This is a genomic window from Microbulbifer mixtoriginis (SeqCode) (assembly GCF_052466765.1).
This window is the reverse complement of sequence record NZ_CP174289.1, coordinates 1,247,606-1,264,010: the sequence shown is the minus strand read 5'-3', so window position 1 is coordinate 1,264,010 and position 16,405 is coordinate 1,247,606. Positions and strand designations below refer to the sequence as shown.

The window sequence follows — 16,405 nt, the reverse complement described above, 5'->3', positions numbered from 1 at the left end:
TCAAAAATAGAAGATTGGTCCTAGGTCCACTCTTAAAATTTCAGTTGTGAAAGCATGATCTGAAAGGTTCCATAGGAGTTGTTGAAGAATAGATAGTTGAATTTCTGGGGGCGAGCAATATAGATCGAGTGACATCTATATGCTCGCTAGAAGTATTTTCGTGGACTGTAGAATTAACAGTTAGAGTTTAAATAAGATGATTTTGGTTGGTGGTGTGTTGATTTTCTCTTTTATTTATTTTTTATTTGACAGGCTTGCTCAAATATTTTTCCAGCGTTTGTAGGATTCTTCGTACGCTATAATTGTTGAGAACCCTAATTCTTTTGCGACTTGTAACTTGTCCATGGACTGGATATCTAGTGAGTTCAGTTTTTCTCTCCGGGCTAAATCCAATAAACGTCTAAAAGATGTATTTTGTGCATTTAGACGAATCTGTAAGGAACGCTTATTAATTTGCAGTATGTCTGCCAAGAAATCCAGGTTGGCTGCACCCACTGATAAATAATCTTTGATAATATCTTTACATCGATTGGGTAATGATTCATCTGATTTCATCTTCTGGAGCTGCTTCTTTGCAGTGAGCTTATTAAAGTCAAGAGAGGATTTTCCTGGGCTACATAGTTGTTTATCAAGAATGGAGTTATCAAAGCTAATACAATTTTTTTGATGTCCAAATTCAATGGGAATATTAATTAAGGAGGAGGCATTATTCATTAATTCGGAATTATGATGAGCAAAGTGAATAACCGGATGACAGCTTTCATAATCGACAACAATATCTGAAATTAGCTTAAAAATGACTCCAATATTCAATTCAACTTGTTGTGTAGTGAGAGGCGAAAAGCTAGGAATTAAAATATCAAAACTGGAGCGTTCATTCCCCTCACTGAATAACCCTTGATAGCCTTGTGTGCCCAGTTGTTGGAATTGCGTGCCGAGGCTAACAAGATGCCTGACAGTAGGGCAAGCCATTAAGACATGAGCAAATGCTTGAATGCTGGAAATTGACACATCTAGACCAGTACGAAACGCTATGGTGTTATCACTGAAGTAGTCGGATACCTCTTGAAGTGCTTGTCCAGTCAGCCTTACTGGTACACGATGTTGTAGGTTTTGAAACTCAGAGTAATGATCACCATATATATTCTTTAACTTATCTTTTGGAAACCCCAGGTGTTGCCAGTATAGTACGTGACGATAAGTGGAAGTTGCCAACCCTGTTGGCTCAGAAGCATAAAGTTCCTGGTTATTGGTAGTCATACTGATTTTTTTTGTACTGCTAATAATCTATGAAGTTGGTCGCCAAATGACAAATAAATTATTGGGGTGAATTTCTTAAGTCAATATATAAAGCAACGCCATTATAGTATTAGTTTAACACTTAAAGTGTGATTTTGAACCAGTTTTTTTGACTGGCGATTTGGATTTGGTGAGATTAAATTCCTCCAGTACTTACAAAGTATAATTTTTACTGCGCTGGCGGTAACGCTTCCGATTTTAACTGATCCTTGCTAAACAGTTGGTGTTCCAATTTGTCTAATCCGCGGAGATATAAATTAAAAATGGTTTAATATATGTCAGGAGTGAAAATAAAAGCGCTATCGTAATATCGCGCGAAAGCTTTTAATATGATCTGAAGCTATAAATTATCGGGTTAAGTAATCTCTTCTATCGTAACAGATAGCTTTCTCGCAGGTGTATATTTTGAGTGAGGTATAGCATTGTCCAGATTTCCCGCTCCGTCGAATAATTTCTTAGCATTACTCATCTTATTTCTCACTATTTTATCTTGTTGGGGCTAATTGTTCTGTTGGTTCTATTCAGAATCTTTTGTTCGGTTTGTTGATTAGCTTAAGGATTTGATAAGAGTAATTCTAATGCTATTAAAGTGAAGGTGGATCAAAACCTTCTTGTTTGAGAAAAATGAAAAAAAATAGTTTTTTTCGCCAATCTATAAGCTGTGGAACTAGTCATGATTGCATGTGACTGAATTCACGGTAGGTATGTATCTGAGCGATTTAGTATCTGGCCAGTGCTGCATGCTGTAGCCAATTTCTATATGCCCATTAAATCCTGTAATTAGTAAATAATTGTTTACTTCTAAAGTAGAGAAAACTGGAAATGAATAACAGTAGCTTGCCTTTGGCACTTCTGATTACCGCCACATTGGCTGGTTGTGGTGGCGACTCGTCATCTGGGGGATCTGATAATGAGAGCCCGCCTCCTTCGACAGGTTCTGATATAACGGACCCTGGGAATGGATTAGCAATATCGTCTTTCACTCTGGTCAATTCACAGGGCAACTCGGATATTTTTTCACTTACCGATGGTGCAGAGATATATCTAAGCCAGGTTGGAAGCCAGTTAAATATTAGGGCAAATAGTGATCAGGCAGAGAGTGTAATATTTGAGTTGACAGGGGCTCAGACGCACAATATGACTGAAAATGTCTCGCCCTATGCTCTATTTGGTGATGATCAGGGTGATTTTAATCATTGGACCCCCGCAGTTGGAACTTACACCCTTACCGCAACACCTTATTCTCTGGATGATGGGGCAGGCACTGCCGGAACCAGTGCCTCAATTACATTTACTGTAAAGCAGAATGATGGAACCGATCCTACAGATCCAGACCCAGATCCAACAGATCCTCCGGGTCCAGTTGACCCGGATGATATCGGCCATAGTGAACATTGTACTGTTTCCGGTACGCTGGAAAAGTGGCACCGTATAACGATCACTTGTGATGATTTGTATGCATCAGAAAATGATGATGCTACGTTTACCGATTATCGATATAACGTGATATTTACACAAGGTGACTTGTCTTACACAGTGCCTGGACATTTCGCCGCTGATGGCAATTCAGCAAATACAGGTGCAACTGAAGGAACTAAGTGGCGTGCCTACTTTTCACCGCCAACTTCAGGTAAATGGTTCTTCGATATATCTATGAGACAAGGAAGCCAGGTTGCGGTTGATCTAGATACAAATGCAGGTAATGCTATTTCATTTGATGGTGAAAGTGGTTATTTCCCAGTATTACAATCCACAGCACCTGAGCTTGATATGAGGAGTAAGGGATTACTGGTACATAAAAAAGGAACCCGCTACTTGCAGCATCTGGGGGATAAGTCGGTATATATAGAAGGTGGAATGGATAGCCCTGAAAATATTTTTGGTTATTCAGGCTTTGATAATACAGAAAAACACTATAACGTAAATTCCTGCAAAGGCATATTACACAGTTTTGAGCCCCACCTTGGTGATTGGAATAATGGAGACCCTACCTGGAAAGATGGTAAAGGAAAAAGCCTTATTGGTTTAGTGAACTATATAGCTGAAAAAAATGTCAACGCAATTTATATCATGGCAAACACCGAGAGTGGTGATGGTTGCGATGCCCATCCTTGGACGGTATATGATGGTAACCATCGGGCTTTTGATGTCAGCAAATTAGACCAGTGGGAAGTCGCGATGGATCACATGACCAGTAAAGGCATGCTGATTCACTTTATGACGCAGGAAACAGAGAATAATAAAGTTCTGAATAACGGTAATTTAGGGCTTGAACGTAAACTATATTACCGGGAGATGATTTCCCGCTTTGGACATCACCCGGCGCTACAATGGAATATGGGTGAGGAGAGCACTCTTAGCCAAGAGCAACACAAGGCAATCGCTAAATATTTAAAGGATGTAGACCCCTACGATCATCCCACCCTGCTTCATACGTATGGTGGCCAGTGGGATCAGCACTATCGGCCATTGTTGGGAAATAGTAATTTTGATGGACCGAGTATTCAAATTGATAATATTCCTAGCGATGCGAACCATCGCAATGCCCCTTATCAGATGAGTAGAAAGTGGCTGACTGAATCCCAGAATAATAACCATCTTTGGTATGTTACTTTCACTGAAGCTTCCGGCGGGCAAGCGCCTGTGCCCCATTCTGAGGTTACCCAAGTTCAGAGGGTCAACTGGATGTGGGGCAGTGTTATGGGAGGTGGTGCAGGATTTGAGTGGTATTTAAAAAATCCTAATTCCGGCCACGCGTATGACTTAGCGGTAGAGAACTTAAGGGAGTTTGACAACCATTGGGAGCAAACTGGTCACTTTGTTAAATTCTTTAACGATATTTTGCAAAATCAACTTGAAGTTAATCTACACAGTTTGAATGTGGATAATGAAGTAACTTCAACCAATAACGATTGGGTGCTTTCAGATAGCGGTAAAGTTTATCTAGTTTACTTGCGTGAAGGTGGCACAACGAATATAGAGATTCCAAATGAGGATACCTATAAGGTTTACTGGTTCAATCCAAGAAGCGGCCAGTTGACAACGGGTAATCAACTTGACGGAATAGGTACTCATAGTATTGGCACTGCCCCAACAGAAGCTAATCAGGACTGGGCAGTAGTCATCAAAGCGGAAGGTATAAATAGCAATGTTCACCCAGATATTGTAAAAGTTCTACCAATTAACCCTAATGATGTTTTACTCGAACCTCAAACTAATTGGAAGGATAGTTATTCTATTGGCGATCAATGTTTTTGTGAGTCAACTTTTGACCACAACATTGCCGATATTATGGTTTCGACCGACCATGGAACAATAACGGTTAAAGAAGCTTGTGACCTAATTGGCCCGGGCCCAGGATCGGCTGGCCGTCCCAAATATAATGATATTCAGTGCGGCAACGGCCCGGCAAATGATGCCGGTGATGAGGATTACTGTCCAGGTCGTGTGGATATAGGTAAAGAAGGGTGTGGCCATATTGGCCCGAGGTGGAATTTTGATAAGTTAAACCCAGATCAACCTGAAGGTGACTACACGGAACAAAACGGCCTGGTAATTATGGAGGCTGAAAATACCTACTCAAATCTAGGTGAATGGATCAAGAAAAATGATATTGGCGGCCATACAGGGAGCAGTTATCTTGAGTTTAATGGTAATACGCCACTAAATGGCCCACCTAAATCTCCCTTGGAGTACACTTTCAATATAACAAGAAGTGGTTTGTACTATTTGCACCTGCACGCTGCGAAAGAAAACTTAGTGTATGAGGGTGAGTTTCGTACAGACCTAGCAAATGACGCTTACTTTAGACTTGAAGGAAATTATGAGGCGGGACCTAATGCTGGGAATAGTCATGGTAAAGATGCTCCTCTGGAACTATTAAAAAAAGATACAAAGTTCTTTGGTGGAGAACATAATAAATTCATCTGGGAATCTGGCAATAAATTTGATCCTGGTGGTCATAATAATAAACGTGTCGCCGTTTATAAGCTAAAAGCAGGCGAATCGTATAAACTGGTGATGTCAGGCCGTTCACAGAAATTTAAGGTAGATAGAATAGTTTTCCGGCATATTGATGTTTCTAAATCTGATGCCGAGAATATAAATAATCCAGAAACCGTTGAGTAGTAACTGCCTCAGTGAGAGCCATGGATGGCTCTTTCGCTTGGAGTAGAATAGTTTTCAATTGCGGTCTACTTCATTGCTAAAGGCAGTAATTAGGGCTATATGCGGTTTGGGCGCTCATGGTTCATTAGATCGTTAAAGTACACTATTGGTGAATAATGAAATTTCAAATAATAAAAAATTTATTTTGGCTGTCGATTGCTTTTAATTCTGCCCAGGCTCAAGCTTTCGAGCCAAAGTCAGATTTTTCGGTGAGTTTGGAGCGGGTTCGGTATTGCCAGGAGTTTTTGTGCCTTAAACAAGACACTCCATCTGAGTATCGAGCCTGGGAGATAGAGGGTGTTAGTAATAGCCGTCAACTTCATACTCAGATTGCTAGAGTGCAAAACCCAGCGCGCGATAAAGTAAAAAACTTAGTATTTATTGCTGCAGGACAACAGCCACCAGGAAATGGTGCAGAAAGTTCTGTGACAGGCCAGAGGTCTGGCTATAAAAAAGACTGTGGAGTACTAAAGAGATCTTGCTCTCGCAGTATAGATGGACGTTCACTTGCTCGACAGTTGGTAGATTCAGAGCATTTTCCAACAGATGAGACCTTCTTGGCGATTGCTTTTGATACGCAATTTAACCAGATGATTAATGGTAATGAGAAGTCTCGTATAGAAAAGGCATACCTCAGTTGGCTTAAGTCAAAAGCTTATGCCTCCAATCTAGAGACTATTTACTTGGCGGGTTCTTCTCGTGGTGGTTGTCTCGTTATGAGATTGGCGAAAGCTATGCGAGCTGATCCCGATTTTCGTAATATACGAACTGTTGTACACAGTTTTGATGGTGTTTGTAAATGGACCCAAAATGAGTTGGGAGTAACTTCTTCATTCCATCGTAACCCCATGAATTCTAGTTACTTAAGCTATTACACTGATCTCAATACACAATTTCCTTACAAAGATAATTTATATCTTAGGCAGTTGACTGGTGGGGCTGAGGTCATTGAATTATCTGGGGTTCACTCTTTTACTTATACAGCTCAAGATACTGACCTAGGATGGTATTCACAGAGATGGGTAAATTTGGATCATACGAGTATCGGTCGAGATATGAGTCAGGATGTGAGGAATCAAACAATAGTACCCTTCTTACAGCACTTAGATGACGTGCTTTAGTTTATTTTATCCCCTTATCTTGAAGTGTTAGTAGGCACTAAACCCCTGCCAGGATAACTACATTGAGGTAGTTATCATGGAGGCTACCTTCTTTTCTAAGGGGCCTGAATAATTTGAATCAAATTCAATAGTATTCGGTTGTCAGTCAAGGCTATGATAGATCATGCATCAAGTCACCTTTGCCGAAGCAGGATACCGTTTGAAGCGTCCTAAAACCCGCTGGGAAAATTCCTTTCTCAAATGGATGGCCTCCTCCCATGGCATAGGCTGGAAGCCCATATAGCTCCCTATTACCCATCATCGGGTAAGGAAAATCTACCGTATTCTTCAGAGATCCTTTAGAGCCGCTATAAGGAGTTCTGACTATGGAAAAGCTAAAATTATGGTCCTCTATGACAGATAAAATAGTTATTAGCGGTTAAAGATCGGTGAGTTAATAAATCGGATCATCAAGGTACGCATTGAGCCAATTTATATTGGCTGCAATTTTTATTACGAAGAACAACTCTTGAGACTCTTACTAGGGCCTGCCTACACTCATTATTCTATCTACGATAATTGAAGTAGGTAGACCCTAATAACCTTCTTAGTCCCTTGAGTCATCAAGTGCTATATTATGACCTTGTAAACTTAATCAATAATTATATCCAGAAATGCTGGCTGACTTCTTTGATCAGCATGATCCACAGCAATTATTTTATATCTATAATTTTTTTCCTGACCTAAATCAGAGTCACTGTAGGTCAAGTGGCGAGTTTTACCTACAAACTCCTCATCTCGGAAAATCTTATAGTGATGTGTGCCACCATTTTTAATGGATTCATTCCATGATAATTTTACTTTTCCTTCAGAGTATTTATATTTGAACCCTGTTACCTGGGGGGGAACACCCTCATTATCGTAAAAGCTACAAGGTACTATATCTCTGCCCAAGCCATCGGTACACTGATCTACATTCTTGTTTCTTTTTTCTGAGGCATTCCAATCTTTGGCTATCCCTCCTGTACACATGTTATCAACACAGTAGGGAAGGTCGTAGTTTTGGCACGTTCTACAGGTTTCATATCCCCAGCCGTTGGTGAAAGGAATACGTCGGCTCTTATCTAATGAGGGGAAGTAATTACATACCACCACATGTGCGCCATCGTTATAGGCAGGGTTACTAGAGCCAATAATGCTATCGCATTCCGCTACAGCACAGCCAACATAACGGGTTTCTCCATGGCATACCTGGGCCCAATGGCCACATGTTTCCGCATGACAGAATTCATTATCCCAGTCATACCCATAGCTTTCATCATACCAAGATTTAACTGAGCCGGCCCAGGTCTCGGCAGCATACTGCGATGCCGGTGGATTAAAAATATTAATTGAAACATTTTCTCCGATTTCAATACTACCAGCGGGCAATACAAAAGATACTTCACCTTTAACTTTTTCAAATGCCTCTCTAATACCGGTTGCCTCATTTAAGTGACCAAAATAGCAGGCTGATGCTCTTTCTTTGGCCATTTTTGCCAAAGCATCATCCCAAAAAAGGGTCTGCATATTACCGGCAGATTCTGGGCCGTTACCTTCTCCAGATTCACCCTTCGCGCATCTCTCCCGGTACTCATTATGAGTGTCTAACATGATACGTTTTTGTTCCAAAGAGAGTTCAAAGGAACCATCTTCACCGGGATCGGGATCGGGATCGGGATCGGGATCGGGATCGGGATCGGGATCGGGATCGGGATCGGGATCGGGATCGGGATCGGGATTGGGATTGGGATCGGGATCGGGATCAGGATCAGGGCTGGGATTTTGGTTCATCCCTCCATCATCATTAACCTCAGGAATGCCTTTATTGTCATTGTCGGAACCACCCCCGCCACCTGAACATGCAGCCAGGAGGGCGGATAAACAGATAGCTGTTATTAGTTTGAAGGAATCATTCATATCAGACCCACTTTACACGTTGTACTTTTATAAAATCGAGCGAATTATAGAGAGGCATTTCCGTTATTCTGTGAAGCGTGACATGTATTTTATTGCAATATGATTGATGGTTTATGGACTGTTGAGAAGGTAAATTAATTAGTGAAAAATTTATTTATTTTTCGTTTTTTAATCTTGATGCTTGATTTTTTGTAATAGTGGAAAGTGAAGCAGCATGATATTTATTGAATGGTGCCCTAGAGTAAACTTACTTTAAGTAGCCCGGATTTCTCTTGAGGCTGTTGGGCCGGAATCTCAAGGTGAGTTGTAGCTGCGATTAAAACAAATATGGATTAATAGCGATCACTCAGTAAAAGTTTCAGTCGGTTTTCAATGAAAGTTGCTCCAGATCTTCTGTAGGTTAATTTTAATCTTGCCATTTTTGGAGGTGCTAATTTATTGGTCAATATATTTTATTTGGTTGGTCGTTTATATGGGTGGCCTCTTTTTGTGTACATTAGATCAACAATTAAAGGAGTTCAGTAGTGGTAAACGATTTGTATAGTGCTTGTCTAAGTAGGGTGTGGGGAAATGTGTCATCCTATGGGTATGTTTAGGGTGTTTTATTAATCGCAATGCTATTAGGTGGCAATAAGTGAGAGTGCGTTCTGAATACCTGTAGTAATATCCAGGTAATGTTTATGTTGATTTAAATGACTTTTTCTAAAATCAAAATTACAAAGTGTTGTGTGTTGGGTCTGGTTCTGTAATATTACACAAAAGGTATCTCAAGACTAATGACGTAATATTCACTATGTATCAGTTTACCTATGAGCCTACCCCCAAAAATATTCTATTGGATTTGATGGGTGTTAATAAGCGACATGAACTGGCAACCAATCAGCTGGGTTTTATATCTGATGCATTTGATGTTTCCACAAATAATTTACGGGTGACACTTAATAGATTGGTGGGCACAGGCCTGATCACTCAAAATCGGCGTGGTATCTACAGTTTGACAGAAAAAGCACTGTCCAAACGCGCTTTTATAAACCGTTGGAAAAACAAAACCTTTCTATACGATAACTGGGATTTTAGGTGGATAGCCTGCCACTTACCTAAAAGAGCAGCACGTGCAGTTCGTAAGAAATCATTAATGGTACTTGAGTGGTATGGATTTGCCGAAGGTCTGGATCACCTGCTGGTGCGACCCAATAATCTCACACTGAGTCATGCAAAATTAACCGACATGCTGATTACACTAGGTCTCGAAACCAATGCGCACTGCTTTGTCTTGCAGGATGTATCGGACACACTGGTTAATCAATGGGGAGACGATTTGTGGGATATTGAACGTTTAGATCGAGAGTATGATGCCTTGATAGATGCTCTTGAGAGCAGTCTTACAAACCTGGCATCAAAGCCTGCCAAAGCTTCGTTATCTGAAACATGCCGCTTGGGTGGCGAGGCTATCCATCGTTTAGCGACTGACCCTTTACTACCAAAAGTAATCAGGCCACAAAATAAATACCAGGAACTTAAAAGTATTGTACGTAAGTATGACCGTACAGGTCGCAATATTTGGTTGGAACAATTGCAGAAGTTAGGCGTTGACACATAATCACAAAATGGTGACTTGCAATGAATATCCCCCTTAGTAAAGAAGAGGTTAAGCCGTTCCTACAGCGCAGTGATGCCAAGGCCTGGTGGATAGTGGTCAGTACTTGGCTCGGTATTATGGGAATTTTTACCATAGCAGCGTTATTGCCACACTGGACAATTTATATTGTTGCAGTATTTTTACTTGCTGGACGGCAGCAGGCCCTGGCAGCCATTATGCACGAAACTGGTCATAAAACGCTTTTCGCAACTCGAGCCTATAATAAGTTTGTTTGTAAGTGGTTGTCTTCACCGTTTTTGTTAATGGATGGAGAAACCTATATAAAAAGTCATATGATGCATCACCGTAAAGCCGGTACAGATCAAGATCCAGACCTGCAAAACTATAAGGATTATCCTGTCAGTAAAAAGAGTTTGGTTAGGAAGTTTTCCAGAGATTTTTTGGGGTTAACTGGTTTAAAAGCGAATTTATATTTATTTTTGAGTGGGCGAGACTTACTAAGCCGTAAAAAGCGAGTGAATTTTCAGTTAACCCGAGGTTTATTCGTTAATAGTGTAATGTTTGCCATACTGTGGGCTTTTGGTGTCCCGCAGTTATATCTATTGTGGATTGTGGCTTATCTTACCGTGTATATGGCTATTATTCGGATGCGTCAGATCGCCGAACACGCAGGGGTCAAAGATCTTTACCACTTGGAACCAAAATACAATACGCGTTCGGTGCCTAGGGGTATTTTAGGGCTTCTGTTTGTCAGTCCCACAGAAGGTTTGAGTTACCATTGTGAACATCATGCCTTCATGGCAGTGCCCACTTATAACCTCAGGGCGTTGCATAAGTTGCTAAAGGATCGTGGTTATTACGATGATGTTGAGCTGGCCAGTAACTACTTCGGTGTTTTGAAACAGGTAGTGAGATGAGGCCTAGCAAAGGTCAAGTGTTTATTTGCACCAGTGCTGCTTACTGGTGCAATGCTTTATGGGCATACTCAGCCAAAGTATGCGTGATTTCTTTAATTAACTTGGATTTCAAATTCCAAACATGCCAGTACAAGGGGATTTTCAGATGCTGATCTGGAGTCAGCTTGATCAGTTTCTCCTGTCTTAACAAATCCTCCACTTGTATATCTGGTGCCATTCCCCAGCCCAAGCCCAATGTCAGAAAATTGAGGAATCCCTTAGAGGAGGGGATTTCGTGAGACGGGTATTGGCCGGCCTCTATTCCCCAAAACTGCTTTAAGTATCGGCTTTGCAGCTGGTCCTTATAGTTGAATTCAACTGCAGGGGCATAGCGAAATTCATCCACATCGACTGGGTCCGAGAAGTAGTGTTCCTTAAAAGCCGGAGTGCATACCGGGTAGTAAGCCATGTGTCCCAATAGAATGGACTGGCAGCCCTGCAGGTTACTGGTTACCGAACTAATACAGCCAATGACTTCTCCGTTCTTGAGCAGCTCCAAGGTGGCTTCCTGGTCATCGACTTTCAAGTCAACAAGTAGGTGGTGGGAACGAATGATGGGGGTCACGGCTTTAAGGAACCAAGTGTCCAGGCTGTCCGAGTTAAGGGCGATACGCACCTTATTTTGGTTGCTATAACGGGTTTTACTGCCCTCCGGGTCTATGTCTGCTAGCAGCTCGTGTTGCAAAAGGTGCATCTGTTGGAAATAACCCAGCACCTTAAGACCGGCTTCAGTAGGGCGTAGTGGTGTTGATCGGATGAGCAGGGCCTGCCCGACTTGTCCCTCAAGCGCTTTGATTCGCTGGGATACTGCAGATTGACTGACGTGAAGCAAAGCGGCGGCCTTATCAAAACTCTGCTCCTCTACCACGAAAGCAAAGGCCTGAAGCTGTTTGAGATCTAACATAAGATATTCTTATGAGGTATCAATATAATTAAATTTACTTATTCTAGCTCGCCTCTTAATCTCCCGCCACTTTCCGACCCGCACACCGCGGGCAGACCCCAATGACCACAGGAGGCAACGTGATTTCAGGTTTGTTGCTAGCCCCTCTGACCAAGGGCTTTATCACTACTATCAGCTTGATCATGGCAATTGGCGCGCAGAATGCTTATCTATTGACGCAGAGTATTCGCCGTCAGTACCACTACAGTATCGCTGCGCTGTGTGTTCTGATGGATATTGTCCTGATCACCAGTGGTGTCTACCTGGTATCACACTTGGCCCAAGCAGAAGGAAACTGGATGGTCTGGTTGACCTGGTTGGGCGTGGCCTTCCTGATTGGCTATGGTGCTATGGCGTTTCGTTCAGCTTTTACCAATAAGGGGCTAGAGGATAAGAAAGAGTGGGTTAAATCCAGGCGCTCTGCCTTGATTACCGCTGTGGCGCTTACCCTGTTAAACCCCCATGCTTATGTGGATACGGTTGTCCTGATTGGCTCGGTCGGTGCCCAGTACGCAGGAGAAGGTACTTTATTCTTTGTGATTGGTGCCTGCAGTGCCTCGGTGCTTTGGTTTGCGCTGTTATCGGTTGGTGGCAGCATGATGCAGCCACTATTTAAGAACCCAAAAACCTGGCGCGTGCTGGATGTACTGGTGGGTATTATGATGTGGTCGATTGCTGCCAGCCTTCTCTGGGCACAGTAGTAAGTTCACTTAATAAGGAGTGGTGGCAGGTAAATTTTATTGGGTCACTGCTCTGATGCATACATGCCTGAATAAAGCACGTTTATCCAGGCATTTCTCAATACCCTCAAGTTAAAAAACACTAACTGGTGGCAGCTTCCTCTTAGGCAATGGCCATTTCTTTATTTTCTGTGTTTCTGCTTAAGTGGCGACCCATATTGATAGCCGGCTTCTCAATCAGCTTGTACACCAAAGTTCCCAGGGCAATACTCACAAGAGTTGTGGCCAACATATAGACCTCTACAGAATAAGCAGAAAATGACTGTGCCCACGACTGCTGTATGGTCCAATTCAGCCCACGCATCACAATGGGGTGGAATAGATAAACGGAATAACTGATGGTTCCCAATGCTACCAGACTGCGCCATGGCCTAATGGGTACTAGCAGAACTACAAAGAAAATAGCCAAAGCAATGAGATGCGGTAGGGCAAAGCGCAAAGGGTCTTCGGTGACCGGTTTACCGAGAAAATAAAGAAACAAAACCATCAGCGGAATAGAGAAGGTGCCTGCTACTGCGAGAATGGCATACCAGTAGTTTTTCTTACTCACATAACTATGTCGGATCAAGGTTCCGCAGAACATAACGGCGAGACAGAAAGGAATATAAGTAATGGTGGGAGCTATCTCTGGCAGCTTAATGGGTAATTGCTCTAATAATTGCCAACCTATAAATAGGGATAATCCCCCCCAACAGAAAAGTAGTAGGACCAGGGGGTTAGCAAGTTGCCGTTTGGCAAAAATCAATGCACATAAGCAGTAAAAAATTAATTCAACTGTCAAGGTCCAGTAAAGCCCTTGCACATTATCAAACCCCATTAACCCCTGTAGCATGGTTGTGTTTGCGGCAATAGTAGCTGCAGGATACATCCAGTCGCTGATAAGCCAAGTTAGGCCAAGTGCCATAAATAGCGATGTCCAGTAGGCTGGATACAGACGGAAGAAACGGCGAATGGCAAAGTTCTTTAAGGAGCTTTGAGCACTAGAGAGGCTAAAAGGAATAACAAAGCCCGAAATTAAAAAGAAACAGATTACTCCTATTCGGCCAAAATCTAGTTGGTTCACAAACTCAGCCAGCTCGGTGCCATGTTGGGCGATACTGGAATTACGAATAAAAACTTCACTACTGTGTTGCCAAACAACAAGAATTGCTGCAAGCCCCCGCAGTGCATCAAGGTTAAGTAAACGGCTATTCATAGATTTGCTGTATTCCTTTAATCAGCAGAGGAAAACCCATAGGTTTTAGAATTTATTTCGCTGCTACGAGCAAGCTTGAAATGCTATAAATAGCATTTAAGGCGAGCCGTAATTAAGTACAATGATAAGCCTTTACAAGGCAATTTATACTTAAAATCAGGTCAAGGAAATGAGCCTTATTGCTTAAAGCGAACGGTTCTTAGCTTCCAGAGGACACTGATGAATGAACCGAATCCTACCATAAATCCTCGAATCAGAGGATAATTCAATCTTACTTGCTGATCTTTTCGAGACTGATTATTAAATAAACAGTCAAAACTTCAACGGCACAAACTGATTAGTCACTAGTATCGCAAATAAGAGAAACAGAAAAGTTCCCACTACCCAAAAACTGGATGCAATAAAAGGCAATGTTTGCATTGTCATGGTATGCCCCTTATGTTCGGATTGTGAATCATGGGTGGATGAGGGGATTGGCTGGCTATTCTTGATATCAGGATCAGTTTCCGGTGAACAGAACCCTAGACAGGGCGCAGGACCATCCAGTCCTGGTAGGGTCATGCATCCGTGTTTTAGGTGGTTTTTTACCAGCCAGTAGTTGATGGGATAAGCGATAAAGCCACCGACAATGCTTGCAAGGCTCATGCGAAACCAAAATGTGGCATTGGTGGGATCTTCCGATTCTGGCCACAGTGAAGCCAGTATCACCATGGTAGGAATCATTCCCCCCATTACCATATTCATAGAAACCGTTTCAGCAAAAAATGTTTTGCGCACCGCTTTCAAATAGTTGCCCTGGTACATACCCAGCATCATCAACGCCTGAAAAATGAACAGCCCGCAAATGAAGCCAGCAATATACTCAATGGTGGCATCCCGGCCATTGGTGAGACCATAGAAGGGTACAATGGATGCGGCAATAACAATACCGGTGGCATCACCGGCCAGGCAGTGCATCTCACTATTGACACTCTGTTTCCAAGTGGCGCGCGTAAATGCATCGTGGCCACCGGGAAAGGGGCGCCGGCAAGTCAGTAAATACAGAATCAACCCAACAACACCTGTATATACAATAACCAGTATCCACGCCATGCGCTGTACCCAGCTGGTCGGCGCGTTGGTGATAGAATCCCAAACGACAAAGACCACACTTATAGCCGCGAAAATAAACCAGACAAGCATAGCGCCATTTAGCATGCCAGATTCTCTTTAAGGATTATGCCGGTATCTAGTAGTTTAATTGATAGGTGCTGGTTTTTGAGAATCCGGATGAGCATTAGCTGCTATCCACCCACAGCTACATATTTGTATATGTATATACTTTTGCTGCGCTATGGCGTATGCAGGAGGAATACCTTTAGTCTTTATTTTAATCGACATTTAAAACCTCCTAACGAATCCGCTTAACGTTATATATTGAAATTGCTTAGGGTAGTCTATTTTTCACTCTAGGGATTTCTATAAAAGTATTTGCTTGTTTTGGGTGTATTTAGCTAAATTTAATGATGAGCTTTATAAGCTAAGCAATAAAAGATAGCAATTTCTTTATGGCGGCTAAACACTAAGGCAAAACCACCTCGAGAGGACTATTTTTAATCTCTGAATGAATGTCAATTTGTAAGTATCATAAATAATATATTTTGGATATTAATATACATTTTATGATGAATACTAAATGGAGATACAATGTCTAAAGATCCTCAACTAGTCGCCGAACAACTAAGGAAGCCATCTGGGGCCTTAGCTTCAGATACTGCACTGCAGATGAATAAGGCTAATAAAGCAACGAACCTGGCCGCACTAGAATTACTTCGTGTGGTGGATCATGACCATATTCTTGAGATTGGGCCTGGCAATGGTAAATTTGCAGTCGATGTACTTCGAAAAGGTTCTAGCATTCGCTATACCGGAATTGATTGGTCTAGTGAAATGGTTGCGAGCGCGAAAACTCTCAACTCTAAACACATTGAATCGGGACAGATGGACTTTAAAGTTGGAACCTCGGAGAGGTTACCGTTTGCTGACAGTCAATTCGAGAAGGCGATTACTGTCCACACCATCTACTTTTGGGAATCTATCAAAACGCATTTGTCTGAAATACACAGAGTATTGGTGCCTGAAGGAAAGTTTTGTTTAGCTTTTGGTGATAAGTCCTTTATGCAGAATTTATCATTTACATCGTTTGGGTTTCAGCTTTTTGATGAAAGCGATATTCGGACTCAATTAATTGAAGCTGGCTTTAGGGTTCTGTGCTGTGAAAGGCATATTGAATATGGAGAGAGTAATACCGGAGATCGAGTAGAAAAGTTAATAAACATTGTTTTATGTGAGGCCTGAATAAAGAATCATATGAGCTTAACAAGCTTAGTGTTGCTGCCGATTGTTTCTATATTATTCAATTATAAATAGCGGATTAAAGATAAAGAATAGATATGGTTTGAGTATT

At 41.9% G+C, this 16,405-nt stretch carries 11 protein-coding genes; 6 read left to right on the top strand and 5 right to left on the bottom strand.

All coding sequences use genetic code 11. The features are described from left to right. Window positions 1–258: 258 nt before the first annotated feature. The gene (locus ACJJIV_RS05585; RefSeq protein ID WP_444891049.1) at window positions 259–1,260 is read right to left on the bottom strand and encodes an AraC family transcriptional regulator ligand-binding domain-containing protein; all 1,002 of its coding nucleotides are present in this window, start codon (window positions 1,258–1,260) and stop codon (window positions 259–261) included. 861 nt (window positions 1,261–2,121) lie between these two features. Here ACJJIV_RS05585 and ACJJIV_RS05580 point away from each other — a divergent pair. Continuing rightward, window positions 2,122–5,427 carry a DUF5060 domain-containing protein gene (locus ACJJIV_RS05580; protein WP_444891048.1) on the top strand — a complete coding sequence of 1,102 codons (3,306 nt, stop codon included), beginning with the start codon at window positions 2,122–2,124 and terminating at the stop codon, window positions 5,425–5,427. Window positions 5,428–5,582: 155 nt separating this feature from the next. After that, window positions 5,583–6,587 (top strand): alpha/beta hydrolase family protein, encoded by a 1,005-nt coding sequence (locus tag ACJJIV_RS05575; RefSeq protein WP_444891047.1) that lies wholly within the window; start codon window positions 5,583–5,585, stop codon window positions 6,585–6,587. Window positions 6,588–7,217: 630 nt separating this feature from the next. On the opposite strand, the gene ACJJIV_RS05570 is transcribed toward ACJJIV_RS05575, so the two are convergent. Then, window positions 7,218–8,525, bottom strand: a complete 1,308-nt coding sequence (locus ACJJIV_RS05570; RefSeq protein WP_444891046.1) for a CAP domain-containing protein — start codon at window positions 8,523–8,525, stop codon at window positions 7,218–7,220. A 793-nt stretch (window positions 8,526–9,318) separates the two neighbouring features. On the opposite strand from ACJJIV_RS05570, the gene ACJJIV_RS05565 reads away from it, so the two are divergent. Both ACJJIV_RS05565 and ACJJIV_RS05560 read left to right on the top strand, forming a co-directional pair. Beyond that, complete coding sequence (locus ACJJIV_RS05565; RefSeq protein ID WP_444891045.1) at window positions 9,319–10,125, top strand: hypothetical protein; 807 nt, start codon at window positions 9,319–9,321, stop codon at window positions 10,123–10,125. Between the two features lie 20 nt (window positions 10,126–10,145). Then, window positions 10,146–11,042 (top strand): fatty acid desaturase family protein, encoded by an 897-nt coding sequence (locus ACJJIV_RS05560; protein ID WP_444891044.1) that lies wholly within the window; start codon window positions 10,146–10,148, stop codon window positions 11,040–11,042. Between the two features lie 40 nt (window positions 11,043–11,082). On the opposite strand, the gene ACJJIV_RS05555 is transcribed toward ACJJIV_RS05560, so the two are convergent. Beyond that, window positions 11,083–11,985 (bottom strand): LysR family transcriptional regulator ArgP, encoded by a 903-nt coding sequence (locus ACJJIV_RS05555; RefSeq protein WP_444891043.1) that lies wholly within the window; start codon window positions 11,983–11,985, stop codon window positions 11,083–11,085. A gap of 101 nt (window positions 11,986–12,086) precedes the next feature. Between ACJJIV_RS05555 and ACJJIV_RS05550 the strand changes: the two genes are divergently transcribed. Beyond that, window positions 12,087–12,725 carry a LysE/ArgO family amino acid transporter gene (locus ACJJIV_RS05550; protein WP_252084900.1) on the top strand — a complete coding sequence of 213 codons (639 nt, stop codon included), beginning with the start codon at window positions 12,087–12,089 and terminating at the stop codon, window positions 12,723–12,725. Between the two features lie 142 nt (window positions 12,726–12,867). Here ACJJIV_RS05550 and ACJJIV_RS05545 read toward each other — a convergent pair whose 3' ends face one another. Further along, window positions 12,868–13,959, bottom strand: a complete 1,092-nt coding sequence (locus tag ACJJIV_RS05545; protein WP_444891042.1) for an acyltransferase family protein — start codon at window positions 13,957–13,959, stop codon at window positions 12,868–12,870. 312 nt (window positions 13,960–14,271) lie between these two features. Then, window positions 14,272–15,156, bottom strand: coding sequence for a DUF4396 domain-containing protein (locus ACJJIV_RS05540; protein ID WP_444891041.1), 885 nt, complete (start codon window positions 15,154–15,156; stop codon window positions 14,272–14,274). Window positions 15,157–15,645: 489 nt separating this feature from the next. Between ACJJIV_RS05540 and ACJJIV_RS05535 the strand changes: the two genes are divergently transcribed. Continuing rightward, the gene (locus ACJJIV_RS05535) at window positions 15,646–16,296 is read left to right on the top strand and encodes a class I SAM-dependent methyltransferase (protein ID WP_444891040.1); all 651 of its coding nucleotides are present in this window, start codon (window positions 15,646–15,648) and stop codon (window positions 16,294–16,296) included. Window positions 16,297–16,405 lie beyond the last annotated feature (109 nt).